General features: G+C 74.3%; 23 protein-coding genes. 8 read left to right on the forward strand and 15 right to left on the reverse strand.

The genetic code is table 11. From position 1 onward, the window contains the following. The first annotated feature begins 123 nt into the window (after positions 1 to 123). Entirely contained in the window at positions 124 to 645 is a 522-nt protein-coding gene (locus tag C2142_RS10925; RefSeq protein WP_241002506.1) for a DUF3995 domain-containing protein, read from the forward strand. A gap of 24 nt (positions 646 to 669) precedes the next feature. Here C2142_RS10925 and C2142_RS10930 read toward each other — a convergent pair whose 3' ends face one another. Continuing rightward, on the reverse strand, positions 670 to 1,332 hold the full coding sequence (locus C2142_RS10930; RefSeq protein ID WP_148642458.1) for a hypothetical protein: 663 nt from the start codon (positions 1,330 to 1,332) through the stop codon (positions 670 to 672). Between the two features lie 154 nt (positions 1,333 to 1,486). Next, complete coding sequence (locus tag C2142_RS10935) at positions 1,487 to 2,191, reverse strand: TetR/AcrR family transcriptional regulator C-terminal domain-containing protein (RefSeq protein ID WP_148642459.1); 705 nt, start codon at positions 2,189 to 2,191, stop codon at positions 1,487 to 1,489. 118 nt (positions 2,192 to 2,309) lie between these two features. Between C2142_RS10935 and C2142_RS10940 the strand changes: the two genes are divergently transcribed. Beyond that, on the forward strand, positions 2,310 to 3,074 hold the full coding sequence (locus C2142_RS10940; protein ID WP_148642460.1) for a DUF4386 domain-containing protein: 765 nt from the start codon (positions 2,310 to 2,312) through the stop codon (positions 3,072 to 3,074). On the opposite strand, the gene C2142_RS10945 is transcribed toward C2142_RS10940, so the two are convergent. The 4 genes from C2142_RS10945 to C2142_RS10960 all read right to left on the reverse strand — a co-directional run bounded on the left by C2142_RS10945 (position 3,044) and on the right by C2142_RS10960 (position 7,320). Beyond that, positions 3,044 to 3,982: a hypothetical protein gene (locus C2142_RS10945; RefSeq protein ID WP_148642461.1), complete on the reverse strand. Its 939-nt coding sequence runs from the start codon at positions 3,980 to 3,982 to the stop codon at positions 3,044 to 3,046. The two genes, C2142_RS10940 and C2142_RS10945, sit on opposite strands and share 31 nt — an antisense overlap. 85 nt (positions 3,983 to 4,067) lie before the next feature. Further along, the gene (locus C2142_RS10950) at positions 4,068 to 5,102 is read right to left on the reverse strand and encodes a TolB-like translocation protein (protein ID WP_148642462.1); all 1,035 of its coding nucleotides are present in this window, start codon (positions 5,100 to 5,102) and stop codon (positions 4,068 to 4,070) included. Continuing rightward, positions 5,099 to 6,415 (reverse strand): MFS transporter, encoded by a 1,317-nt coding sequence (locus C2142_RS10955; protein ID WP_148642463.1) that lies wholly within the window; start codon positions 6,413 to 6,415, stop codon positions 5,099 to 5,101. The genes C2142_RS10950 and C2142_RS10955 overlap by 4 nt, the downstream gene beginning before the upstream one ends. A gap of 5 nt (positions 6,416 to 6,420) precedes the next feature. Continuing rightward, positions 6,421 to 7,320, reverse strand: coding sequence for an alkaline phosphatase family protein (locus tag C2142_RS10960; RefSeq protein ID WP_148642464.1), 900 nt, complete (start codon positions 7,318 to 7,320; stop codon positions 6,421 to 6,423). Positions 7,321 to 7,586: 266 nt separating this feature from the next. On the opposite strand from C2142_RS10960, the gene C2142_RS10965 reads away from it, so the two are divergent. Then, positions 7,587 to 9,017 carry a cobalamin biosynthesis protein gene (locus tag C2142_RS10965; RefSeq protein ID WP_148642465.1) on the forward strand — a complete coding sequence of 477 codons (1,431 nt, stop codon included), beginning with the start codon at positions 7,587 to 7,589 and terminating at the stop codon, positions 9,015 to 9,017. After that, entirely contained in the window at positions 9,014 to 10,105 is a 1,092-nt protein-coding gene (gene cobC, locus C2142_RS10970) for an Rv2231c family pyridoxal phosphate-dependent protein CobC (protein ID WP_148642466.1), read from the forward strand. The genes C2142_RS10965 and cobC overlap by 4 nt, the downstream gene beginning before the upstream one ends. A gap of 51 nt (positions 10,106 to 10,156) precedes the next feature. Here the strand turns inward: cobC and C2142_RS10975 are convergent, their stop codons facing one another. The 3 genes from C2142_RS10975 to C2142_RS10985 all read right to left on the reverse strand — a co-directional run bounded on the left by C2142_RS10975 (position 10,157) and on the right by C2142_RS10985 (position 11,998). Then, on the reverse strand, positions 10,157 to 10,948 hold the full coding sequence (locus C2142_RS10975; RefSeq protein WP_241002507.1) for an MOSC N-terminal beta barrel domain-containing protein: 792 nt from the start codon (positions 10,946 to 10,948) through the stop codon (positions 10,157 to 10,159). Then, positions 10,945 to 11,478, reverse strand: coding sequence for a hypothetical protein (locus C2142_RS10980; protein WP_148642467.1), 534 nt, complete (start codon positions 11,476 to 11,478; stop codon positions 10,945 to 10,947). Before C2142_RS10980 ends, C2142_RS10975 begins: the two co-directional genes overlap by 4 nt. A 175-nt stretch (positions 11,479 to 11,653) precedes the next feature. Further along, positions 11,654 to 11,998, reverse strand: coding sequence for a helix-turn-helix domain-containing protein (locus C2142_RS10985; protein WP_148642468.1), 345 nt, complete (start codon positions 11,996 to 11,998; stop codon positions 11,654 to 11,656). A 114-nt stretch (positions 11,999 to 12,112) separates the two neighbouring features. Here C2142_RS10985 and C2142_RS10990 point away from each other — a divergent pair, with 114 nt between their 5' ends. Then, on the forward strand, positions 12,113 to 12,424 hold the full coding sequence (locus C2142_RS10990) for a putative quinol monooxygenase (protein ID WP_148642469.1): 312 nt from the start codon (positions 12,113 to 12,115) through the stop codon (positions 12,422 to 12,424). 73 nt (positions 12,425 to 12,497) lie between these two features. Here the strand turns inward: C2142_RS10990 and C2142_RS10995 are convergent, their stop codons facing one another. Continuing rightward, the gene (locus C2142_RS10995; RefSeq protein ID WP_148642470.1) at positions 12,498 to 13,595 is read right to left on the reverse strand and encodes an LLM class flavin-dependent oxidoreductase; all 1,098 of its coding nucleotides are present in this window, start codon (positions 13,593 to 13,595) and stop codon (positions 12,498 to 12,500) included. Positions 13,596 to 13,872: 277 nt separating this feature from the next. Between C2142_RS10995 and C2142_RS11000 the strand changes: the two genes are divergently transcribed. Continuing rightward, entirely contained in the window at positions 13,873 to 14,610 is a 738-nt protein-coding gene (locus tag C2142_RS11000) for an SDR family oxidoreductase (protein WP_148642471.1), read from the forward strand. Positions 14,611 to 14,673: 63 nt separating this feature from the next. Here C2142_RS11000 and glnII read toward each other — a convergent pair whose 3' ends face one another. From glnII to C2142_RS11020, 4 genes are all read right to left on the reverse strand, one after another. Beyond that, positions 14,674 to 15,696, reverse strand: coding sequence for a glutamine synthetase GlnII (gene glnII, locus C2142_RS11005; protein WP_148642472.1), 1,023 nt, complete (start codon positions 15,694 to 15,696; stop codon positions 14,674 to 14,676). Between the two features lie 169 nt (positions 15,697 to 15,865). Next, complete coding sequence (locus tag C2142_RS11010) at positions 15,866 to 16,885, reverse strand: SCO1860 family LAETG-anchored protein (RefSeq protein ID WP_148642473.1); 1,020 nt, start codon at positions 16,883 to 16,885, stop codon at positions 15,866 to 15,868. Positions 16,886 to 17,073: 188 nt separating this feature from the next. Further along, positions 17,074 to 17,751, reverse strand: a complete 678-nt coding sequence (locus tag C2142_RS11015; protein WP_148642474.1) for a uracil-DNA glycosylase — start codon at positions 17,749 to 17,751, stop codon at positions 17,074 to 17,076. A gap of 166 nt (positions 17,752 to 17,917) precedes the next feature. Continuing rightward, the gene (locus C2142_RS11020; protein ID WP_148642475.1) at positions 17,918 to 19,009 is read right to left on the reverse strand and encodes an amidohydrolase family protein; all 1,092 of its coding nucleotides are present in this window, start codon (positions 19,007 to 19,009) and stop codon (positions 17,918 to 17,920) included. 99 nt (positions 19,010 to 19,108) lie between these two features. Between C2142_RS11020 and C2142_RS11025 the strand changes: the two genes are divergently transcribed. After that, positions 19,109 to 20,200 carry an aminotransferase class V-fold PLP-dependent enzyme gene (locus C2142_RS11025; RefSeq protein WP_148642476.1) on the forward strand — a complete coding sequence of 364 codons (1,092 nt, stop codon included), beginning with the start codon at positions 19,109 to 19,111 and terminating at the stop codon, positions 20,198 to 20,200. Between the two features lie 52 nt (positions 20,201 to 20,252). Here the strand turns inward: C2142_RS11025 and C2142_RS11030 are convergent, their stop codons facing one another. Further along, positions 20,253 to 21,827: an APC family permease gene (locus tag C2142_RS11030; RefSeq protein ID WP_241002508.1), complete on the reverse strand. Its 1,575-nt coding sequence runs from the start codon at positions 21,825 to 21,827 to the stop codon at positions 20,253 to 20,255. Positions 21,828 to 22,242: 415 nt separating this feature from the next. Here C2142_RS11030 and C2142_RS11035 point away from each other — a divergent pair, with 415 nt between their 5' ends. Next, positions 22,243 to 23,832, forward strand: coding sequence for a phosphonate degradation HD-domain oxygenase (locus C2142_RS11035; protein ID WP_148642478.1), 1,590 nt, complete (start codon positions 22,243 to 22,245; stop codon positions 23,830 to 23,832). The last annotated feature ends 38 nt before the right edge of the window (positions 23,833 to 23,870 follow it).

Genomic DNA, 23,870 nt, shown 5'->3' on the forward strand with positions numbered 1-23,870 from the left:
TCGTTCGTGCGGACGAGGTCGCTGCGGCGCGTGGTCCGGCACGGTGGAGCCATGCTGACCGAGTCTGCCATGGGAAACGGAACGGTGTGCCCGGGGGCTCGCCGGTGGGCAGGGTACGCCGTCGTGGTGTGGGGGGTGCTGTTCGCGGTGCCCAGCTTCGTCTGGGCGCTGGGCGGCACGGCCGGTGCGGAGTCGACGGTGGCGCCGGAGCTGCTGAGGCTCGCCCGCGACCGGGTGCCGTGGTTCCTGGCCGTGCTCTGGATCACCGGCCTCCTCAAGCTGTTCGGGGCGGTGGTCGGCCTCGGGCTGGCCCGGCCGCGCGGTGTCCGGGCCGGGCGGTTCCTGGCGTTGTGCGGGGGTGGTGCGACGGTCCTGCTCGTCTGGCACGGCTGTCTGTTCGTCGTGCACGGGGTGCTGGTCGAGGCCGGGGCGGTCTCCGTCGAGCCCGGCCTGGCGGGGCTGACGCGCTGGTACCTGTACCTGTGGGGGCCGTGGTTCGTCGCCGGCGGGCTGGCCTTCGCCGCCGCCACCGTGCGGTACGCCCGCGGGCACGAGGACCGTCGTGGGCTGCGGCTGTTCGGTGCGGCGGGCGGGCTCGGCGCGCTGGCCCTGTCGCTGGCCTTCACCGCGGCCGGGATCGGGTGACGCCGGGATCGGCTGCCGCCGCCGTCACCGTTCCTGGACGTACTCGATGTGCAGCTGCCCCGGCACGCCCTTCGGCGCCCGGCCGGGCCGGCTGCCGGATCCGTGGGTCAGGGTGACGCAGTAGTGCGAGCGGTTCGGCCAACGGGCCATCACGGCCGCCGCCTCGGTGTCCAGCGAGCGGACCAGCGTCCCCGTCCGGCGGAACGCCTCCGCGCTGCCGGTGAGGAACAACGTCCGTGCGGCGCCCGCAAAGTGCAGTTCGTCGCGCCAGCCGGCGAAGTGCCGGCGCTCGTGGTCGATCTCGTCCTCGGCCGGGAAGTCGCTCTCCGGGATGTCCGCGGTGTGCGGCACGCCCCTGCCCAGCCGCGCCCGGACCTCCTTCCAACGGGACGGCGGGAAGCCCAGGCTGTGGTGGAGCAGCACGAGGTCCAGCTGAACGGCCTCCTGGCCCTCCGGTCCCGGGGAGCCGGCATCGGCCCGCAGCGGCAGGTGGATCAGCGAGCGCGGGGAGCGTGCGGCGAGCGCCCAGGCGGCCGCGAGGTCGCGTGCACCCGCGCGGTCGGCGTACAGCTGCATCTCCCAGGGGCCGTCGTACAGCACGGCCAGGCCCTCCCCCGTCGTGGCGCTGACCACCCGGTGCTCGTCGCGGCCGGTCCGCACCCGGTGGACCGTCGTCCTCAGCTTCACCGATCGACCCGCCTTTCCCGCGCGCCGGAAGTCGGCCCGTCCGACGTCCGGTGCCGCACCGCCCCGGTGGGCCGCTGGAGACCGTGGCGACGTGGATCCGGCGACGGCCGTCGGGGTGGCACCGGGGCGGAGGGGCCGAGGTCTCGTCGCACCGTCAGGACGACCGCCCGCCCGCGGAGGTCCAGCCCCGCTGGTGGAGCTGCTCGAAGCCGTCCAGGAGGAGGTCCAGGGCGAATTCGAACTCGAAGCGGTCGTCACAGCCGGGGCCGACGACCGAACTCTCGTCGTGGGCCGCGGCGGTGGCGATCTCCGCGAGGTGCGGGTAGGCGCCGGCCAGGGCGCGCAGTGCGGCGGGGTCGGCGGCCGGTTCGGGGCTCGGTGCGGCCTCGAACAGCTCCTGGCTGAACCCGAGGAGCCGACTGCCCATGGCGTGCATCACGTGGTGCGTCAGGTCGGCGGAGAGGCCGCCGCCCCGGAACAGGCCGGCCATCGAGTCGAGGTAGCCGAGGACGGCGGGCGTCGGACCGGGGCGCGATTCGATGACATGCGGCGCCCAGGGGTGGCGGAGCAGCACCGCGCGGGCCGAGAGGACGCGCTGCCGGACGGCCTCGCGCCAGCCGGCCCCGGCGAGCGGGGGGTCGACCTCGCCCACGACGGCGTCCACCATGCCGTCCAGCAGCTCGTCCTTGTTGGCCACGTGCTTGTAGAGCGCCATCGGCACGACGCCCAGCTCCTGGGCGAGTCGGCGCATGCTGAGCGAGTCGATGCCGGCGCCGTCGGCGAGCGCCACGGCGGTGCGCAGCACGCGGTCCCTGCTCAGCGGGACCCGGCGCGCGGCCGCCGCCCCCTGCTCGGGCATCCCGATCCCCTCTCCGTCCTCCGTGTCGGGGCCGATCCCCTTGACGAGTGTACGGCGTACGCCTACCGTGAGCACCAGGTGTACGCCGTACACCTGAAACGTTGGAGAGGGGGTCCTGGTGACATCGACCAGGAAGGCGGCCGTGGTCGCAGGGGTGTTCTTCCTCGTGACCGAGGTCGCCGCGATCGCAGGGCTGCTGCTCTACGGCCCGGCGCTGCACGGCGCGGAGTACGTGGCCGGCGACGGCGCCGACCGGCGGGTGGCGCTGGGCGCGGTCTGCGAAGTGGTGCTCCTGGTGGGCGTGATCGGCACCGCCGTCGCCCTGTTCCCGGTGCTCCGCCGGCGGCACGAGGCGCTGGCGCTCGGCTACGTCTGCGGCCGGCTGCTGGAGGCCGCCGTCATCGCCGTGGGCATCATCGGCGTCCTGTCCGTCCTCACCCTGCGCCAGGACGCGGCGGGGACGCCGGGCGCCGGCGCGGCCGCGGCGGCCCTGGTGGCCGTCCACGACCGGGCCTTCCTGCTCGGGCCCGACATCGTGCTGGGCGCGAACTCGCTGCTCCTGGCCCTCCTGTTGCACCGGTCGAGGCTGGTGCCGCGCGCCGTCACCGTCCTGGGGCTGGTCGGCGGCCCGCTGATCTGCGCCTCCGCGGTCGCCGTGCTGTTCGACGTCTACCCGCAGGTCTCCACCCCCGGCTCGCTCACCGCGCTGCCGGTGTTCGCCTGGGAGCTGGCGCTCGCGTTCCGGCTCATCACCAAGGGGCTCGCGGAGCACCCCGGCCCCGCGGACGGCGCGGTGGAACTCCCCGCGGCGGAACTCCCCGCGGCGGTGGCACGGGCGGCCGGGCCCGTGCGTCAGCCGGTGGTGCCGGTGGCGCGGACGTAGATGTCGGCGGCGCCGGGGAGGCCGCTGGGGATGGTGGAGACGTAGATCCGCCGGCCGGCGGTGGCCTGGGCGGGCATGGGGGTCGGGGTCGGGGTCGGGGTTGGGGTGTCGCCAAGCGACGGGGTGGGCGTGGGCGACGGGGTGGGCGTCGGGGTGGGCATGGGGGTCGGGGTGTCGGTGGGTGCCGGGGAGTCGTCCGCCGAGCGGAGGCCGGTCGAGGGCCGGGCGTCGGCAGGGGATTCGGAGACGCCCGGATCGGCCTGCTCGGTGGGCTCGTCGTCGTCGGTGCACGGCGACGAGGACGAGCTCGGCGCCTCCGACACGGTGGGTTCGGCCGACGGCGGCGGGGGCGGGGTCGGCGTCGGGGTCGGCGGGGCCAGCGTCGGGGTCGGGGTCGGGGTCGGAGTGGCCGAGGGTGAAGGGGAGGCGGACGGAGAGGCGGACGGGTCGGCCAGCTCCAGGGCCTCCGCCGGCTCGTCGCCGCCCAGCGCGGCCGCCAGGTCGGCGGGCAGCGGGGCGCTCGGCCCGGGGGCGGGGAGGTCGTACGTCCGCAGGAAGTCGCCGAGCCCGACGTCCTGGCCCCCGCTCAGCCGGTAGTGCAGGTAGGCGACCGGCGCTCCGTCGGCGAGGCGGGTGTACACCGCGCCCACCGGTACGTAGTAGCGGCCCGCGCCCGGGTGCTGGGAGGGGTGGAGGCCGGCCAGCAGCTCGGCACGGTCGCGGTCGGTCTCGATGGCGCCCCGCCCCAGGGTGAGCGCGTTGACGCCCCGGACGGCCAGGGCGGCCAGCACCGCGATGGTGAGCACCAGGCCCACCGCGACCGTCCGCCGCAGCACCGGCCGCCCGTGCAGTGCGGGCCAGGAGTCGCTGACCACCCGTTCCGGCGCAGGCCGCCCCGCTTCGTTCACCGCTGCCGCTCCCCCGCCTCGCGCCACTCGCATTGCTCGACGAGGACCCTACGCTTGAAGTTCCGGGTCGTACCAACCGCCCCCGTCAGCCTGGATAGGCCGGGGCCACCGCCGCTTCGAGCAGGCGTACGGCCGGGCCGCCGCCGTCCGCCGGCACCGTCCACAGGTCGGCGCCGAAGTCGCCGGGAAGCGCGTAGAGCAGGGTGGACGTGTCGGACCAGAGCGCCTGGTCGTCGATGGTGCGCTGCTCCGCGGTGGCGGTCTCGGTCATGGTGGCGAGGTCGAGCACGTAGAGCCGCCAGGGCGCGTCGGCGGACGCCCCGGGGACGCGCTTCTTGTAGGCGATCCGGGTGCCGTCCGGGGAGAGCGAGGGGCACTCGACGTTCTGGTGGAGGGTGGTGAGGGTGCGGGCGGCGAGGTCACCGCGGACGAGGTAGGTCTGGCCGCCGGTGGCCGCGGTCGCGTAGAAGGCGTTGTCGTCGGCGAAGGTCACGCCCCAGATGTTGACGTCGGGCGCCCGGTACGGCTTGCCGTCCCTGATCAGGTCGAAGGCCTCCAGGTTCTCCCGGAGGTTCCAGTCGCGGACGTCGACGATCGAGGTGCGGGTGGAGAAGTCGGTGCCGGCGTAGGAGTCGCCGCTGACGAAGACCGTCCAGGCGGCGAGGTGACCGGAGGGCGAGACCCGGGAGCGGGTGGGGATGCCGGCGGCCGGGAAGGAGTGCAGTTCCTTCAGGTGGTCGTCGAGGACGACGGCGCGGTAGGTGTCCTGCAGGGCGCCGTGCTCGGCCTGGAGGCAGATGCCGGTGCCGCCCGCCGTGTGGAAGCGCAGGCACTGGACGCCGGAGGAGGTGCGCGGGCCGTCCGGGTGGCCGGCGGGGACGGTGGCGAGCTCGTCGCGGTGCGGGCCCCAGGCCATGTTGCGGAAGACCAGCGTGCGGGCCGCACCCGGCTGGAGGGAGACCGGGCCCGGGGTGACCACCGGACCGCCGGGCTGCACCTGGTCCTTGCGGGCGGACTGGTCGGACGCGTACAGCACGGCGCCGGTGCCGACCGTGCCGAGCAGCAGGACGGCGACGAGCAGGATCAGCACCCTGGTGCGGTTCTGGAGCGGTCGGGTCACGAAGGCACCTCGGCGTCGGTGGGGGAATCGGGTTCGCGGAGGACGAAGGCGGCCCCGGCCACGCAGCAGGCCAGTGCGGCGGCCGACCAGCCCAGCGCGGCGGTGCCGCCGACCGCGCTCCACAGCGCGCCGAACGCCAGCGAGCAGGCGAACCGGGCCAACGCCTGGCCCGTCCCGACCAGCGCCAGCCCGGCGCCGCGCTGCCCCTCCGGGACGGCGTCGGCGGCCGCGGCGGCCAGTACGCCGTCGGTGGCGGCGTAGAAGCCGCCGTGCAGCACCAGCACGCAGACCACCACCGGCAGCCCGCTCAGCGGCGAGAGCAGCAGCCCGTACGCCAGCAGCAGGACGCCGTGACCCGCGAGGAAGAGCCGGCGGCGGCCGATCCGGTCGGCGAGCGCGCCGAGCGGGACGGCGAGCAGCAGGAAGGCGGCGGCGGTGCCGAGCGGCAGGAGCGGGAAGAGGTCGGTCGCGAGGCCGAGCCGGCGCTGCACGAGCAGGTAGAGGAAGGAGTCGCTGACGGTGGTCAGGCCGAGCAGCACCGCGCACAGGGCCAGCCGGCGCAGGCCGGGAAGGCGCAGCAGTGCGAGGCCGTCACGCAGTCGGGGGGCCACAGTTGACGCCTCGTCAGTCTGGATGCGGCTCGGGACGAAGAGCAGCAGCACCAGCACCCCGAGCAGCGCGACACAGGCGCTGACCGTGAACACCGCGTTGTAGCCGTGCTGTTCGCCGCCGTCGGCGAGCAGCGGCCCGCCGGCCAGGCGGAGCACCAGGAACGCGGTGAGCGGTCCGAGCAGCGCGCCCGCCGTGTCCATCGCCCGGTGGACGCCGAACGCCCGTCCACGGTGGGCGGGTTCGGTGGCGAGCGAGATCATCGCGTCCCGGGGTGCGGTGCGCAGTCCCTTGCCGGTGCGGTCGACGGCGAGCACCGCACCGATCAGCGGCACGGTGTGGACGAGCAGCAGCAGCGGCTTGCAGAGCGCCGACAGCCCGTACCCGGCCGCCGCGACCGCCTTGTGCCGGGGCGCGCCGTCCGCGCCACGGCGGTCGGCGAGGTGGCCGCCGGCGAGCCGGACCAGCGCGCTGAACCCGTTCTGGATGCCGTCCAGCAGCCCGAAGCCGAGCGGGGAGAGGCCGAGCCCGGTGAGCAGGTAGAGCGGCAGTACCGCGCTGACCATCTCCGAGGAGACGTCGGTCACCAGGCTGACGGTGCCCAGGACCAGGACGGTGCCGGGCACGGCGGCGGCCGCCCGCCGCCCCGGCCGGGTGGCCGGGGCGGCGGGGGCCTTGGAGCTGCGGGATTCCGCGACGTACACCGGCGTCAGTTCCAGATGCCGGAGATGGTGGCGGCGGTGGCGGCGTTGCCCGCGTGGGTGGTCAGCCCGGCGAGGTCCTCCAGGGTGCGCAGCACGTTGTAGTGGTTGTAGGTGGTCGCGGTGGTGGCGCCCGGCGTGACGTGCGCACCGTAGAACACGGTGGGGATGCGGTTGCCGGAGAGCTTGTTGTCCTCGTCGAAGGTGAGCACGAGGATGCTGTTGTTGTTCTTGGCCCAGGCCGCGTAAGCGCCGAGCTTGTTCTGGACCCAGGTGTCGCCGGTGGAGACCGAGCAGTCGTGCATGTCGTTGCAGAGGTCCGGCACGACGAAGGAGACCTTCGGCAGGGCGGCGTAGTTCGTCGGGAACTGCGTCATGGTGTACGCGGTGTTGGTCGGCACGTTGCTGAAGCCGAACCACGGGTTGTGCTTCTGCGCGTACTTGCCGCTGGAGCAGACCGTCGAACCCTGGCTCGGCAGGCCCTCGTTGTAGCTGCCCCAGGTCTGGCCGGCGGCGATCAGCTCGGAGCCCAGGTTGGGCGCGGAGATCGAGCCGACCGACACGCAGCTGTCGTCCGTGCGGCCCTGGTTGGAGCCGGAGAACAGCTGGTAGTAGTTGGGCTCACTGGGGTGGGTGATCCCGAACGACTGGGTGAGGGTCGCGCCGCCGGCCTTGAGGGTGTTGTTGATGTACGGCGCGCTGGAGCTGCCGATGACCTGCGTGTACGCGTGGTTCTCCAGCACGACGACGACCACGTGGTCGGGCGCGGGGAGGGTCGCGGCCTGCGCGGCGGAGCCGGTGGCCGCCCAGAGGCCGAGCGAGCCGGCGACCAGGCCGAGGCCGGCGCCGAGGGCGGTGAGGGTGCGGCGGGGGCGGGTGCCGGTGGAGCGGAGTCGTGCGAAGGGCATGGTGTCCTCCGTGCGTCGGGAAGTGCCGGGGCCCGGGCAGGGACCCCGGTGGGGTGCCGGGTTTGGAGCGCCGCAAACAGTAGGAGCGCGGCGGTGGCGGGGACCGCAGAAGGAACATGAAGAACAGGCGAACAGCCGTCGCCGGGGGCGGTGGAGGTCACAGGGGCCTCGATTGACCCGCCCGTCGCGACCGTGGTGGGATTTCGTCGGCTGGCTAAAGGCTGCTGAGCGGCGCATGGGCGGCTACCGGGTGAAGGGAACGCGACGTGATCGGGCTGCTGGCCCTCGATGAGGCGGGTCACCCGCTCGCCGGAGCCCTGCACGGACTGTGGCCGGACAGCCGGGTGTACCGCACGGAGCACGACGGCCCGCAGCGCGACGGCGCGGAGTGCGACGGCGCGGAGTGCGACGACCTGCCGCACGACGGCCTGCAGCGCCATGGCGCTGAGCACCACGGCCACGGCCCGGAGGAACTCCTGGAGCTCGCCCTGGGCGACTGTCGGCAGCTGGTCTGTTTCGCACCCGTCGCTTCGATCGTACGACTGCTGCTGCGCCGCCGGCCCGTCGGCCCGAACCGGGGCGGCGACCTCGACGGGGTCGGCGTGGTCTGCGTGGACGTCGAGCGCCGGTTCGCGGTGTCCCTGACCGGGCGCGACGGCGGCGCGGACGACCTGGCCGGCGAGGTGTCGGCCCTCCTCGGCACCGTCCCGGTGATCACCGGTGGCGACGGCCGGCCCGCCCCCGCCCGGCCGTCCGCGGTCGGACACCACGACCTCCCGGGGACAGGCGAGGACGTCCTCGCCTGCTCCCCGCCGCCGACCCGGCCCCCCGGGGTGTGCGCCGGCGGCCTGGTCGTCGGGGTCGGCCTGCGCGAGGCGACCGCGGCACCCGAGGTGGCACGGCTGATCCACCGCACCCTGCTGGAGGCCGGGCTGCCGGCCTCCGACCTCGCCCGGCTCGCGACCCTGACCGGCAAGGGCGACCACCCCGCCGTCCGCCGGGCCGCCGAGCTGCTGGGCCTCCCGGTCGACGAGCACTCGGCCGACGAGCTCTCGGCCGTCGCGGTGCCGAACCCGTCGGCGTCCGTCGGCGAGGCGGTCGGCACGATGAGCGTGGCGGAGGCGGCGGCGCTGGCGAGCGCGCCGGGCGGCGAGCTCGTGGTGGCCAAGCAGAAGTCGGCCACGGTGACGGTGGCGGTCGCCCGGGCGGCGGCGCGCGGCCGGCTCGCGGTGATCGGTCTCGGCCCCGGGGAGCATGACCTGGTCGTCCCGCGCGCCGGGGCGGAGCTGCGGCGCGCGTCGGTGGCGGTGGGCGAGCCGGGCGCGTTGGCGCTGGCCGCCCGGTTCCTGCGGCCGACGGCCCGGCGGTTCACCGCCGGTGACCCGGTCGGCGCGGCGGTCGAACTGGCGTCACGGCGGGAGTCCGTCGCCCTGGTCGCCCTCGGCGACGGGCTCGGCTGCGCCCCGCCGCCCGCCGACGGCTACGACCTCCTCCGCGTCCCCGGCCTGCCGCTCCCGCCCGCCGAGGGCCCTCCTGCCGCCGACGCCGTTGCGCCCATTGCGGCCGTTGCGCCCGCTGCGGCCGTTACGCCCATTGCGCCCATTGCGCCCATTGCGCCCGCTGCGGCCGTTGCGCTCACTGCACCCGTTGATGCCTGTCCCCATGCCGATGCCCGCGCCGCTGGAGAGCCCTCGTGACCACCCCCGACCATGACCTCCGCCACCACGGTGACGCGGAGGTGCGCGCGGACGGGCTCGGTCTGGTCGACCTCGCCGTCAACGTCCGCACCGGCACACCCCCGCTGTGGCTGCGCGAGCACCTCGCCGCCACGCTCGGCGAGCTCGCCGCCTACCCCGACCAGACCACGGCCCGCGCCGCCGTCGCCGCCCGGCACGGGCGTCCGGTGGACGAGGTGCTCCTCACCTCGGGAGCGGCGGAGGCATTCGTCCTGCTGGCACGCGTTCTGACGGCACGTCATGTCGTCGTGGTACACCCGCAGTTCACCGAGCCGGAGGCCGCCCTGCGGGACGCCGGGCACACGGTGGAGCGGGTGCTCCTCTCGCCCGCCGACGGCTTCCGGCTGGGCGACGTGCCGCCCGGGGCCGACCTCGTCGTCCTGGGCAACCCCACCAACCCCACCTCCGTCCTGCACCCGGCCGACGCCGTCGCCGCCCTCGCCCGGCCCGGCCGCACGCTGGTGATCGACGAGGCCTTCATGGACACCGTGCCCGGCGAGACCGAATCCCTCGCCGCGGTACGGGACCTGCCCGGCCGGGTGGTCGTCCTGCGCAGCCTCACCAAGACCTGGGGCCTGGCCGGTCTGCGCATCGGCTACGCGCTCGGCCCGGCCCCGCTGATCGCCGCGCTCGGCGCCGCCCAGCCGCTCTGGCCGGTCTCCACCCCCGCCCTCGCCGCCGCCGAGGCGTGCAGCACCCCGGCCGCCCTGGCCGAGGCCGAGCAGGCCGCCCGGCTGCTCGGCGAGCACCGCGACCACCTGCTGAAGGGCCTCGCCGCCTTCCCGGCTGTCCGGGTGCACGGCGAGCCGGCGGCCTCCTTCGTCCTGATCGAGCTGCCGGACGCCGCCGCCGTCCGCGAACGCCTGCGCGAGCACGGCTTCGCCGTCCGCCGCGGCGACACCTTCCCGGGCCTCGGGCCGGACTGGCTGCGGATCGCCGTCCGGGACCAGGCCACCAGCGACCGCTTCCTCTCCGCGCTCGACACCGTCCTGCGCGGCACCGCCCTGCGCGAGAGCACCCTGCACGGCACCGCCCTGCACGCGGACTGACGGCGGCAACCGACGGCGGTACGGGGGCGGAGGCGCGGGCGGCCTCCCGGCTCAGCGCAGGACGACGGCGTCCCCCACCCTCGCCACCCCGGGGTCCAGCACCTGCGCGTACACGCCCGCACACGGCAGGGCCGCCATGCCCTCCAGCGGGACCAGGCGGTTCCGTTCGGCGAGCACCTTCAGAGCGGCCGTGCTGCGCGGCAGGGCGCCGTGGACGAGGGTGGGGACGGCGCAGCGGGGCGTCGGGATGCGGATGCGCAGACGGAGCTCCGGACCGATCGCCAACTCCCGTCCCACCCAGGCGTTCTCGGCGAAGCCGTCGGTGTCGGTACGGATCACGATGTTGGGGCGGTAGCGCTCGGGCTGGGGCACGGCCCGATCCAGGGTGGACGTGGTGAGCAGGTGCACGGGGGCGAAGTCGAAGAAGGTGCCGGCGGGGGCGGCCCAGCCGATCTCGTTCACCGTGACGGTGACCTCCTCCTCGGTGCCGTGCGCCAACACCTCCTCGGGAACGGCCCGTTCGATCGTCGCTCCGGGCGGGCGCCCGGCGATGAGGCTCACCTTCCGCCCCAACAGGCCGGAGAGCTCGGCCGCGTCGACCGGCCGGCCGTCCGGGCCGGTGATCGCGGGCTCGCCGGCGACGAGGACGGCCGTGAAGCCGAGCATCGCCGCCCAGCGCCGCGGGTTCTTGACGCTCACCACCCGCCCGCTCTGCTCGTCGAGCAGCGCCCACACCCGGTCGCCGTGGAGGCCCCGCTCGTCGACGGCCACCGCACCCAACTCCTCGCCCAGCATGGACTTCACCGGGTAGCGCCACAGCCGCTCCACCGTCCCGACCCTCACGAGAGCGCCTCCGCCCACCGCCGCAGCGTCGCGAAGTCGCCCTCGCGCAGGCCGGTCCGCGGGTCGATGCGCAGGACGAGCGCCGGGGCCGGGTGGTGGGCGGTTATCCACTCGACATCCTGCGGCCCCGACTCGTCGTCCACCCAGGCGAACGGTCGGCCGGCGGCCCAGGCGACCAGGTGGCGGGTCTTCCAGTGCAGGCCGTCCGGGTCGTCCTGGTGGAGCTCGGGCCAGTCGACGCACGGGAGCCCGGGAAGGCCGACCAGCGGCGAGATCCAGTCGTTGGCCTCCTCCATCCAGGTGGTGGCCCACACCAACTCGTACGGCAGCGCTAGCAGTTCGGGCCCGTGTGCAGGGTTGATCCAGAGCCGCAGCGGGCGCACGTACTCGGCGGGCCTGCGCGGGAAGCGGGCCACCCACGAGCCGGGCTTCACCCGGTGCGTGCCGTAACCCTCCGGCCGCCGGTGCGGTTTGGCGGCGTACGGGTTGAGCGGGCCGTCGACGTCGAGCAGGAGGAGGGGCTGCGTCATACCGCGCATCCTCGCCCGGGCAGCGGCCGGACGGCCACCGATTTGCCCCTCCGCCACCTGAACGCCGGGCTGCTGACGATCAGTCGGGGACGATCCGTGGCATGTCCGGGAGGTGCGGGCCTCTCCGGCGGACCGGCGCCTCCCCCAGCCCGGCGGCCGCGGGCGACCCGGCCGACTACCCGCCGACGGCCCCGGTGGCCGGCCCGGCCGCACCCTCGGCGAGCAGGATGGCCAGCAGGCCGGGGAAGCGGGCCTCGATCTCGCCGCGGCGGAGACTGGCCATCCGGCTGTTCCCGCCGTCCACCTGCCGGACCAGCCCGGACTCGCGCAGCGTGCGGAAGTGGTGGGTGACCGTCGCCTTCGAGACGGGCAGCGCGAAGGAGCTGCACGTCCGCGCCGTGCCGTCCGGCGCGGCGGCCAGCTCGCGCACCACCCGGCGGCGCAGCGGGTCGGCGAGTGCGGAGAGCACCCTGCCGAGCTCGATCTCCTCGACGGCCGGGTGGCCTTCTTCGTCGGGCATGGCGGCGGCCTTCCTCGGATGCTCCTCAGGTACGACTTGAATCGTACCTCTGGCGACTGCTAGCGTGCGCCAGGTACGACCACAGTCGTACCTGAAGCAAAGGGGAGAACCCGGATGGACCAGCTCGTCACGCTCGTCGGCACCGCCCGTCCCAAGCCCGAACGCGCCGAGGAGCTCAAGCAGCTGCTGCTCTCGTTCGTCGAGCCCACCCGACAGGAGCCGGGCTGCCTGGAGTACCACGTCCACGAGGACCGCGACGAGCCCGGCGTCTTCGTGTTCTACGAGGCGTGGCGCAGCCAGGCCGACCTCGACGCCCACCTGGCCCTGCCGCACCTGCGCGACTTCCGGGAGCGCCGGATGGACTACCTGGCCGAGGACCTGGAGATCCGCTTCCTGACGATGCGGAGCCCGTACACCCGGGCCTGACCTCCCGGGGCCGCGGAACGCCGGGCCAGGAAACACCGGGACACAGCACGTCCGACCACGGCGCATCCGGCGCTCACGACCGGCTCCAGAGGTTACGGGCGGCGAGCAGCGGCAGGACGCCCTCGCCGAACCAGTAGGCCTCCTCCAGGTGCGGCATCCCGGAGAGCACGAACTCGTCGATGCCCAGCTCGTGGTACTCGGTGACGAGGTCCGCGACCTCCCGGTGGCTGCCGACCAGCGCCGTGCCCGCGCCGCCGCGCAACAGTCCGATGCCGGCCCAGAGCCCGGGGTGGATCTCCAGCCGCTCCGCCGAGCCCCCGTGCAGCGCGAGCATCCGGCGCTGGCCCTCCGACTCGCTCTCCCCCAGGGCCCGTTGGGTCTCCCGGATCCGCGCCGGGTCCATGGCCGCCAGCAGCCGTTCGGTCTCCGCCCAGGCCTGCACCGAGGTGTCCCGGGTGATCACGTGCAGCCGGATGCCGAAGCGGACCACGCGGCCCTGGGCGGCGGCCAGTTCACGGATCCGGCCGATCTTCTCCCGTACCTGCGCGGGCGGTTCTCCCCAGGTGAGGTAGACGTCCGCGTGGCGTGCGGCGACCTCGCCGGCCGCCGGGGAGGAACCGCCGAAGTAGACGGGCGGCACCGGGTCGGGCAACCGGTTCAACTTCGCCCGCTCGACCCGCAGGTGGACACCGTCGTGGTCGACGCTCTCCCCCGCCCAGAGCCGTCGGGCGATCGAGAGGAACTCCCCGGTCCGGGCGTAGCGCGCGTCCTTGTCCAGGAAGTCCCCGTACGCGCGCTGCTCGGCGGACTCCCCGCCGGTCACCACGTTGAGCAGCAGCCGCCCGCCGGACTGCCGCTGGTACGTCGCCGCCATCTGGGCGGCCAGCGTCGGGGCGATCTGCCCGGGCCGGAACGCCACCAGGTACTTCAGCCGCTCGGTGACCTGGGTCAGCATCGCGGTGGTCAGCCAGGCGTCCTCGCACCACGCACCGGTCGGCGTCAGTGCCCCCTCGAAGCCCAGCTGTTCGGCGCTGCGCGCGATCTGCCCCAGGTAGGCGATGCTCGGCGGCCGGTCGGACCCGGCCGTACCGGGCGTCGAGCCGTGCCCGCCGCCGACGACGTGCCGGCTGTCGCCGTTGGTGGGGAGGAACCAGTGGAAGGTGAGGGACATGCGTGAACGCTCCGGTGCCGAGGCTGCCTGCTGGTGGAAGTGCCGGTGGACATCACCGGCAACAGGCGGCCGCGCAGACCCGCACCAGGTCGACGTGGAGACGCCGGACGAGGAGGTGGCGGGCGGGAGCGGTCATGGGCGCGATTATCCGCGCCCCTCCGATGCCGATCAAGAGGGGGCGCCGGACCCTCCTGGCCGGGACACACCCGGGCGTGCCGGGTTACGTTCGAGGACAGCCGGTCCGAGGACAACTCACCGCACACCCGTTGGAGGAACCGTGTTGAAGGGCAAGGCCGCCGTCGTCACCGGGGGATCGCGCGGCATCGGCCGGGCGGTCGTCGAGCGCCTCTGCCGCGAGGGGGCGGAGGTGGTCTTCAACTTCGCCACCTCCGTGGACGCCGCCGCCGACGTCGTAAGGGCCGTGCGGGCGGAGGGCGGGACGGTCCACGCCCTCCGGCTGGACCTCGCCGACCCGGACGGGCCCGAGCGCCTGATGCGGGAGGCGGAGCAGCTCCTCGGCGGGCTGGACATCCTGGTGAACAACGCCGCGACGTCCTTCACCCGGGCCACGATCGCCGATACCGAGCCGGAGGAGTTCGACCGGGTGCTGGCGGTCAACGCGCGAGCGGTGTTCCTGACGATCCGCCACGCGGCCCGGTCGATGCGCGACGGCGGCCGGATCGTGAACCTCTCCACGCTCAACACGGTCCGTCCCGTCCCCGGCAGTGCCTCCTACGTCGCCGGCAAGGGTGCGGTCGAGCAGCTGACCGCCGTCGCGGCCCAGGAGCTCGGGCCGCGCGGCATCACGGTGAACGCCGTCTCGCCCGGAGCGACCGACACCGAGCTGTTGCGCAGCACCAACCCGCCGGAGGCGCTGGAGGCGGTCGCCGGCATGACCCCGCTGCGCCGACTGGGCCGGCCGGAGGACGTGGCCGACGTCGTGGCGGTGCTGGCCGGGCCGGACGGCCGGTGGATCACCGGGCAGAACATCCGGGCGACGGGCGGGCTGGCCTGAGAAACGGCCGTCGGCCCTCCCCCGGGTGGGGAAGGGCCGACGGGCGTACGGCGGTGGGGCGGATCAGACCTGGCCGGCCTTCTCCAGCGCCTCGCAGCAGGTGTTGACCAGCAGGCGGGTGACCACGTAGGGGTCGATGTTGGCGTTCGGGCGACGGTCCTCGATGTAGCCCTTCTGCTCCACCTCGACCTGCCACGGGATGCGGACCGAGGCACCGCGGTTGGAGACGCCGTAGCTGTAGACGTTCCACGGGGCGGTCTCGTGCTTGCCGGTCAGGCGGGACTGGATGTCGTCACCGTACTGGTTGACGTGCTCCAGCACCTTCTCCTGGGAGGCGCCGAGCGACTCCCAGGCGGTGATGATGGCGTCGTAGCCCTCGCGCATCGCCCTGGTGGAGAAGTTGGTGTGGGCGCCCGCGCCGTTCCAGTCGCCCCGGGCCGGCTTGGCGTCCAGGGTGGCGTCGATGCCGAACTCCTCGGCGGTGCGGTACAGCAGGTAGCGGGCGATCCACAGGTCGTCCGAGACGGTCAGGGCGTCGACCGGGCCGATCTGGAACTCCCACTGGCCGGGCATGACCTCGGCGTTGATGCCGCAGATGGCCAGGCCGGCGTCGATGCAGCGGTCGAGGTGCAGCTCGACGATCTCGCGGCCGAAGACCTCCTCGGCGCCGATGCCGCAGTAGTAGCCACCCTGCGGGGCCGGGAAGCCACCCTCCGGGAAGCCGAGCGGACGGGAGCCCTTGAAGAAGGTGTACTCCTGCTCGATGCCGAAGATCGCCTCCTGGTCGGCGTAGCGCTCGGCGACCTCGCGCAGCAGGGCGCGGGTGTTCGACTCGTGCGCGGTGCCGTTGGTCTCCAGGACCTCGCACAGGACCAGGATGTTGTCGCCACCGCGGATCGGGTCCTTGACGACCTTCACCGGCTCCAGCACGCGGTCCGACGCGTGGCCCTCGGCCTGGTTGGTCGACGAGCCGTCGAAGCCCCAGGTCGGGATCTTGTCCGCGTTGGCCAGGACCCGAGTCTTCGAGCGGAGCTTCGCGGTCGGCTTGGTGCCGTCGATCCAGATGTACTCGGCCTTGATTGCCACGGCGGTGAACCTCACAAACTGGGTGGTGGGTGCCCGCGTAGCGTCGCAAGCCGCCGTTTCCCGGTTGTTCCTCCTATGTAACACCCAGGTGAACCAACCGTCCGCGTTGGCACGGTCACGCTGCGGGAGTGCCGCGGGTGGCACTCCCGTGGGCCGAGGGGGGCGCCGCTCAGTGCCGGCGGGCGTGCGCGGCCCGGCGGCGGGTGGCCCAGAGGGCGTAGCCGCCGGCCGCGACCAGGGCGGCGGCGCCCGCGGCCAGCGGGCCGGTGCTGTCGCTTCCGCCGGTGGCGGCGAGGTGCCCGCCCGCCCCGGGGGCGCTCGCGGAGGCGGTGGCGGTGGCCGCGCGCGGGGCGGCGGCGGCCGTGGTCGCGTCGGCGACGGGCTGGACGGCCGGGGTGCCCGTCGGCAGGGGGGTGGCGGGGGCGGAGGAGGGGGTCACGGCCGGCGCACCCGGCTTCTCGCAGCTCACCGAGGCGACGGTGATCCTCCCGGTGACCTTGGCGACGTTGAGGTTGAGCGGGTTCACCTCGATCTGCACCTCCAGGGCCGAGGCGGCGGCCGTGGTCGAGGTGGTGGTCCGCTTCGAGAACTCCACCGAGACGCTGCCGACCAGCGGGACGTCCACCTTGGTCGGCCCGTACAGGCTCAGGGTGACCGGCTTGCCGAGGACGGTCAGCCTGGCGGGCGCGACCACGTCGGCGGTCGGCTGCCCGTCGACCGGGCAGGTGGCCTCGGAGCTGAGCGCCTCCAGGCCCAGCAGGGTGGTGGCCGGGAGGCCGGGGGCGTGCACGTCGGCGTTGACCAGTCGGACGGAGGCGGAGGTGCCCTTGGCGTCGGACTTCGTCACCGACGTGCCGACGTCCGCCTTGACCAGGGTGACCGGGCCCTGCTGGTCGACCCCGTCGACCTTGGCGGTGAGGACGGAACCTCCCCCAGCCTCCGGCCGGGGGGACCCCCAACCCTGGGCGGGGGTCTCGACCTTGTTGAGCGCGATGTTCACCGGGACGTCGACCGTCTTGTTCAACAGGCTGACGTCCAGGTCGAGTTCGGCGGTGACGGCGCGCGCCCTGCCGGACGGCGCGGCGGGCTGCGGCGTCGGCCCGGTGGCGTGCGCGGCGGGCACGGCCATCAGGGCCGACACCGCGGCGGTGGCGGCCGCGACGGCGGCGACGGGACGGAACGAGGACATGGCGGTACCCCCACGGGTGGTGGTCTCGGTTGAGCGGGCCTCCGGCTCCACCCGCGGCGCGGGGTGAGGGGCCACTGCTCTGAACGACGAGCCGCCAGTCTTCTCGAACAATCCGTCACATGAGTCACACAGAACGTCATTTCACCCGTTCGAGTGAGGTTGACGCCTGGCGCTGACGGACGGAACGGCTACGGCAGCCGCCAGTCCACCGGCTGCGCCCCCTGCCGCACCAGCAGCTCGTTGGCCCGGCTGAACGGCCGCGAGCCGAAGAAGCCGCCGTTCGCCGAGTACGGGCTCGGGTGCGCGGACTCGATGGCCGGCACCTCCCCCAGCAGCGGGCGCAGATTGCGGGCGTCGCGCCCCCAGAGGATCGCCACCAGCGGGCCGCCGCGCGCCACCAGCGCCCGGATCGCCTGCTCGGTGACCTCCTCCCAGCCCTTGCCCCGGTGGGCCGCGGGCTTGCGCGGCGCGGTGGTCAGCGCACGGTTGAGCAGCAGCACGCCCTGCTGCGTCCACGGGGTGAGGTCCCCGTTGGACGGCTGCGGCAGGCCGAGGTCGCTCCCGTACTCCTGGAAGATGTTGATCAGGCTGGCCGGGACGGGCCGCACCTCCGGCCCGACCGAGAAGCTGAGCCCCACGGCGTGGCCGGGGGTCGGATAGGGGTCCTGCCCGACGATCAGCACCCGCACGTCGGCGAGGGGCTGCTGGAAGGCGCGCAGCACGTTCGGCCCGGAGGGCAGGTAGGTGCGGCCGGCGGCCAGCTCGGCGCGGAGGAAGTCGCCCATGGCGGCGACCCGCCCGGCGACCGGCTCCAGCGCGGCGGCCCATCCGGGCTCGACGATCTCGTTCAGTGGACGCGGTGCCATGGCCGCCACCCTATCGGCCTACGCCGACAGCGCGTTCACCCGGATGATCTTCGAACGCACGACGGGAACGGTCACCCGGCCGCGCCGGGCGATCACCCCCGCCCCCGGCCCGGCGATCGCCCCGGCAGGGCCCGGCCGCCACCCCGCCCCGGACCGGACCGGACGGTCACCCCACCGGGCGGCCGCGCAGCACCACCAGCCGGGGATCGGCCAGCACCCGGACGTCGGCCCGCGGGTCCTCGTCGTAGACCACGAAATCGGCCGGCGCACCCTCCTCCAGGCCCGGCCGGCCCAGCCAGCGCCGCGCGCCCCAGCTGGCCGCCGACAGCGCCTCGGCCGGGGTCAGCCCGGCCTTCACCAGCTCGGCCACCTCGTCCGCGACCAGGCCGTGCGCCAGCGAGCCGCCCGCGTCCGTGCCGACGAAGACCGGGATGCCCGCGTCGTGCGCGGCGCCCACGGTGGCGTAGCGGCGCTCGTGCAGCCGGCGCATGTGCGCGGCCCAGGCCGGGAACCTGGCCTCGCCGCCGGCCGCCAGGCCCGGGAAGGTGGCGATGTTGACCAGGGTCGGGACGATCGCGACCCCGCGCTCGGCGAAGGCCGGGATCAGCTCCTCGGTCAGCCCGGTGGCGTGCTCGACGCAGTCGATGCCGGCCGCCAGCAGGTCGGGCAGCGACTCCGCGGCGAAGCAGTGCGCCGTCACCCGCGCGCCCTCCTCGTGCGCCGCCGCGATCGCCTCGGCCAGTGCGTCCCCGGGCCAGCAGGCGGCGAGGTCGCCGCGCTCGCGGTCGATCCAGTCGCCGACCAGCTTCACCCAGCCGTCGCCGCGCCGGGCCTCGGCCCGGACGTAGGCGGCGAGGTCGCCGGGCTCGATCTCGTGGGCGTAGTTGCGGATGTAGCGACGGGTGCGAGCGATGTGGCGGCCGGCCCGGATGATCCGGGGCAGGTCCTCGCGGTCGTCGATCCACCGGGTGTCGGCGGCCGAGCCCGCGTCGCGGATCAGCAGGGTGCCGGCGTCGCGGTCGGTGACCGCCTGCTTCTCGCTGGTGGCGGCGTCGACGGCGCCGTGCGCGTCCAGGCCGACGTGGCAGTGCGCGTCCACCAGGCCGGGCAGCACCCAGCCGGTCACCGTCCGGACGTCGACGGCGCCCGGCGGGCGCTCGAACGCCACCCGGCCGCCCACCACCCAGAGTTCGTCACGGACGTCCTCCGGGCCCACCAGCACCCGACCCCTGACGTGCAGCACCGCGCCATCGCTCATGTCCCGCACTCTACCGACGCCGACGCCACGTGTAAGCAGTGAGAATGCGGCACACTCGTTCCCGCACCGACCACCCGCCCGGCGAAAGGCCCGTCACCCGTGAGTCCCTTCCTCGACCTGCCCCCGCTCACCGCCGCCGGCTTCGCGGCGATCGAGGACCAGGTGGCCGCGCTGCTGCACACCACCGCGGACGTGATCGTCACCCAGGGCGAGGCGCTGCTGCCGCTGGAGGCCGCGATCCGGGGCGCCGCGCACCCGGGCTCCACCGCGCTGAACATCGTCACCGGCCCGTACGGGCAGACCTTCGGCAACTGGCTGCGCGACTGCGGGGTGACCGTCGTCGACCTCGCCGTCCCGTTCGACAGCGCGGTCACCGCCGAGCAGGTCGCGGCGGCCCTGCGGGAGAACCCGGCGATCGACTTCGTCTCCCTCGTCCACGCCGAGGCCGCCACCGGCAACACCAACCCGGTCGCCGGGATCGCCGCCGTGGTCCGGGAGCACGGCGCACTGCTGATGCTGGACGCTGTCGCCTCGGTGGCCGCCGAACCGCTGCTCACCGACGCGTGGGGCGTCGACCTCTGCGTGATCGGCGGCCAGAAGGCGATGGGCGGCCCGGCCGGGGTCTCCGCCGTCTCGGTCTCCGACCGCGCCTGGGAGCGGATCGCCGCCAACCCGGCCGCGCCGCGCCGCTCCTACCTCTCCCTGCTGGACTGGAAGGAGCGCTGGACGGACGCGGGGCGCACCGTACTCCCGCACGCCCCGGCCCAGTTGGAGATGCTCGCCCTCGGCGCCTGCCTGGACCGGATCGGCGCCGACGGCCTGCCCGTCGTCATCGCCCGCCACCGCGCCGCCTCCGCCGCCACCCGCGCCGGCGTCCGGGCCCTCGCCGCGCTGACCCCGTTCGTGCCCGAGGACGCCCACGCCGCCCCGGTCGCCACCACCCTGCGCACCCCGGACGGCCTGCCCGCCACGGCCCTCGCCGCCGAGCTGCTCCGTCTCGACCCCACCCTGCCGGTCCAGCCGGGCGGCGGCGCGCTCGCCACCACGATGCTCCGGCTCAACCACTACGGCCCGGCGGCCTCCCCCGCCACCGTCCAGGGCTTCCTCACCGCGCTGGCCACGGTCACCGGGACGGACGCCGGGCCGGCCCTGGCCGCCGCCGAGGCCGCCTGGGCGGACGTCCTGGCCTGAGAACGCCGGAGCGGCCCCCGTTTCCGTACGGGGGCCGCTCCGCCGGGGCCGCTCAGTGCCCGCCCGCGTCCACCACCTCGACGCCGCGGATGTTCCGCTCGATCTCCTCCACCGGCAGCGCGACCGCCAGGGCCCAGTAGTAGATCACCAGGGAGAACACCACCACGACGAGGATGTCCCACCAGAGCGGCAGATTGCCCTGGGAGCCCTCGCCGAAAGTGCCCTGCCAGGAGGTCAGTCCCATGCCGACCAGGTAGACCGGCAGCCACTGTCCCGCCTTGAAGTCCATCCGGGGCGCGTTCGGCACACCCTTCGACACCGAGTAGGCGGAGTACCCGCCGAGCAGCACGTAACCGATCAGGATCGCCAGGCCCAGCCGCCAGAGGGTGTCCCAGCCCGCCCAGTAGATGACCAGGCTCGCCACCACGAAGGCGATCGGCGAGATGATCGTGCCGCCGGGCAGGTGGTACGACCGCTCCAGCGACGGCAGCCGCTTGCGCAGCACGCCGAAGGCCAGCGGCGCGCCCGCGTACATCAGCACGACGGCCGAGGTGATGAAGCCGACCAGCCGCTGCCAGCTCGGGAACGGCAGGAAGCAGAGCACACCCGCGACCCACGCGATGATCAGGCCGAGCCACGGCACCGAGCGCTTGTCGGTGAACTGCAGGGCCTGGGGCGCGTAGCCGTTGCGGCTCAGGCCGTACGTGACCCGCGAGCTGGAGGTGATGTAGACCAGCCCGGTGCCGGCGGGCGAGATGATCGCGTCGATGCGCAGGACGGTGGCCAGCCAGCCGAGGCCGATCAGCGTCGAGAGGCCCGCGAACGGCCCGCTGATCCCGGGGAAGCTGAGCGCGGTCCAGCCTCCGGCGAAGGTCTCCGGCGGCAGGGCCCCGATGAAGACCACCTGGAGCAGGACGTAGATGAGCGTGCCGATCACGACCGACCCGAGGACGGCCCGGGGGATGTCCCGGCGGGGGTTGCGGCTCTCGCCCGCCCACTGGATGGCCTGCTCGAAGCCGAGCAGCGCGAAGATCACCCCGCTGGTGCTGATCGCCACCAGTACGCCCTTGGCCCCGTCCGGCGCGAAGCCGTGGGAGGTGAAGTTGGAGCCGTGGAACTCCGTGAACCCGAGCACGAAGATGGTCAGGACCGGGACGAGGACCTTCCACACGGTGGCCACGCTGTTGGTGTGCGCGAGCAGCCGCACGCCGAGGAAGTTGATCGCGACGAAGACGCCCAGCAGGGCGGCCGAGACGAAGAACCCTGCGGTGGTCAGCGTCTGGTTCGGGTTCAGCAGGCCGTCCGCCCAGGACCAGTGCTGGGCGTAGTTGATCATCGCCTGCACCTCGATCGGAGCGATGGTCGCCGCCTGCAGCCAGGTGAACCAGCCGAACGACATCCCCGCGAACCCGCCGAACGCGTAGTGCGGGTACCGCGCGGTGCCGCCCGCCACCGGGAACAGCCCGCCCAGCTCGGCGTGCACCAGCGCCAGCAGGATGATCGCCACCGCGCCGATGCCCCACGAGATCAGCGCCGCCGGCCCCGCCGCCACCGCCGCCTTCTCCGCCCCGAACAGCCACCCGGACCCGATGATCGCCCCGACCGAGGCCCAGAGCAGCCCGATCATCCCGACTTCCCGTTTCAGCCCGGTATGCCCCGAAGCTGCAGGTGTATCGGTGGTGGGGTGAGCCATGACCGGCCGCCTCTCGCGTCGGGGAAATCCGCTCCGACAGTGCCGCAGCACCGGCCCCTCTCCCTCGCCGAAACGCGCGGCGATCCGCCCCGTCACCCGAACGGCCCGCCACCCGCCCCGGGAGCCGGGCGGAGGAATGGGCCGTCGGTGTCGGCCGGCCCCGGGCTCCCTGGACGGCGCGGCCGGGCACGACGTCCTGCCGCCGGAGCTCGGGCGACCTCCCGGCACAGTTCCCCCGGCGTTCACCTGCACGGCACGCGGACATCACCGGGGGGCGGCAGGCTCCCGGCGAAGGGGGTGAAGTTGGCTATACAACTCCCCCGCCGCTTCGTCGAGGAGGAGAACCGTCATGACCGAGCTGCCGCCGTACTGGCTGCGCGACAACTGCCCGTGTGCCGAGTGCCGGGATCCGCGCAGCGGGCAGAAGCTGTTCCAGATCACCGACCTGCCGGACGATCTCGCCGTCGCCGCACAGGCCGAGCTGAACGGGCACCTGGAGGTGCTCTGGTCGGACGGGCACCGGTCGCGCTACCCGCTGGAGTGGCTGGGGCGGCCCGCCGGCGGGGACGGGCGGACGGAGGCGGAGAAGCGGCTCTGGGCGGCGGCGGACTTCGCCCGCGGCATCCCGGAGGCGGAGTGGGCGGCGTACCTGGCCGACCCGGCCGAGCAGGCGGCCGTCCTCGGCGCCGTCCGGCGCAGCGGCTTCGCCGTCCTGCGCGGGGTGCCGGCGGTCGAGCGGCAGGTGCTGGAGGTGGCCGGGACCTTCGGGTACGTGCGGGTCACCAACTACGGCGAGCTGTTCGACGTCCGGGTCGAGCCGGACCCGAACAACCTGGCCTTCACCAGCGTCGCGATCACCCCGCACACGGACAACCCCTACCGGGACCCGGTGCCGACGCTCCAGCTGCTGCACTGCCTGGAGAACTCGGCGACCGGCGGCGACTCCGGCCTGGTGGACGGCTTCAAGGCCGCGGCGGTCCTCCGGGAGGAGGCGCCGGAGGACTTCGCCGTCCTCACCCGCACGCCCGTCCCCTTCGCCTTCCGCGACCGCTCCGCCGAGCTGCGCGCCGACCGTCCGCTGATCGGGGTGGACGCGCTGGGCCGGATCCGGGAGGTGCGGTTCAACAACCGGTCGATCGGCACGCTGCGGGTGGACGACCCGGAGGCCTTCTACGCCGCCTACCGTCGCTTCGCCGCGATCACGCTCCGCCCCGAGCTGCAGCTGACCTTCCGCCTCGGCCGCGGCGACTGCCTGATCTTCGACAACACCCGTCTCCTGCACGCCCGGACGGCCTTCGAGCAGGACGGCTCGCGCCACCTCCAGGGCTGCTACGCCGACCTCGACTCCCTCCTCTCCACCCTCGCCGTACTGCACCGCCGTTCGGCCGCGCTGGACGCGATCGCCGAGCTGTTCGAGGGGGCGGGCGCCGGCGAGTACCTGGGCGAGGCGGTCACGATGGCCGAGCACATGCTCCAGGCCGGCGCGCTCGCGGAGGCGGCGGGGGCCGCGCCGCACCTGGTCGCGGCCGCGCTGCTGCACGACGTCGGGCACTTCTTCGACGAACACGGCCGCGGCTCGCTGCACGGACGGGATCTGATGGATGGTCAGGACAACCGGCACGGCGACACCGGCGCGCGGTGGCTGGCCCGGTGGTTCGGCCCGGACGTCACCGAGCCGGTCCGCCTGCACGTGGCCGCCAAGCGCTACCTGTGCGCGGTCGAGCCCGGGTACCGCGAACGGCTCTCCGAGGCCTCCGAGTTCACGCTCCAGGTGCAGGGCGGCCCGATGGGCGCGGAGCAGGCCGCCGCCTTCGCCGCCTCCCCGGGCGCCGAGGACGCGGTCGCCGTCCGCCGCTGGGACGAGCAGGCCAAGGAGGCGGACGCGAGCACGCCGGACTTCGAGCACTTCCGCCCGCTGCTGGCGTCGCTCATGCGCTGAGCGTGGAGCGGGCGGCCCGGCCGGGCCGCCCGCAGGCC

The sequence above is a fragment of the Streptomyces sp. CB01881 genome, from assembly GCF_002953255.1.
Taxonomy (GTDB): domain Bacteria; phylum Actinomycetota; class Actinomycetes; order Streptomycetales; family Streptomycetaceae; genus Kitasatospora.

What these genes read in the sequence shown, in the direction of transcription:
- C2142_RS10990 (WP_148642469.1), top strand. Translation starts at nt 12,113, where the DNA reads ATGGACCAGCTCGTCACGCTCGTCGGCACCGCCCGTCCCAAGCCCGAA.
- C2142_RS11015 (WP_148642474.1), bottom strand. Translation starts at nt 17,751, where the DNA reads ATGGCACCGCGTCCACTGAACGAGATCGTCGAGCCCGGATGGGCCGCC.
- C2142_RS10995 (WP_148642470.1), bottom strand. Translation starts at nt 13,595, where the DNA reads ATGTCCCTCACCTTCCACTGGTTCCTCCCCACCAACGGCGACAGCCGG.
- C2142_RS11035 (WP_148642478.1), top strand. Translation starts at nt 22,243, where the DNA reads ATGACCGAGCTGCCGCCGTACTGGCTGCGCGACAACTGCCCGTGTGCC.
- C2142_RS11020 (WP_148642475.1), bottom strand. Translation starts at nt 19,009, where the DNA reads ATGAGCGATGGCGCGGTGCTGCACGTCAGGGGTCGGGTGCTGGTGGGC.
- C2142_RS11030 (WP_241002508.1), bottom strand. Translation starts at nt 21,827, where the DNA reads ATGATCGGGCTGCTCTGGGCCTCGGTCGGGGCGATCATCGGGTCCGGG.
- C2142_RS10935 (WP_148642459.1), bottom strand. Translation starts at nt 2,191, where the DNA reads ATGCCCGAGCAGGGGGCGGCGGCCGCGCGCCGGGTCCCGCTGAGCAGG.
- C2142_RS10985 (WP_148642468.1), bottom strand. Translation starts at nt 11,998, where the DNA reads ATGCCCGACGAAGAAGGCCACCCGGCCGTCGAGGAGATCGAGCTCGGC.
- C2142_RS10960 (WP_148642464.1), bottom strand. Translation starts at nt 7,320, where the DNA reads ATGCCCTTCGCACGACTCCGCTCCACCGGCACCCGCCCCCGCCGCACC.
- C2142_RS11010 (WP_148642473.1), bottom strand. Translation starts at nt 16,885, where the DNA reads ATGTCCTCGTTCCGTCCCGTCGCCGCCGTCGCGGCCGCCACCGCCGCG.
- C2142_RS10980 (WP_148642467.1), bottom strand. Translation starts at nt 11,478, where the DNA reads ATGACGCAGCCCCTCCTCCTGCTCGACGTCGACGGCCCGCTCAACCCG.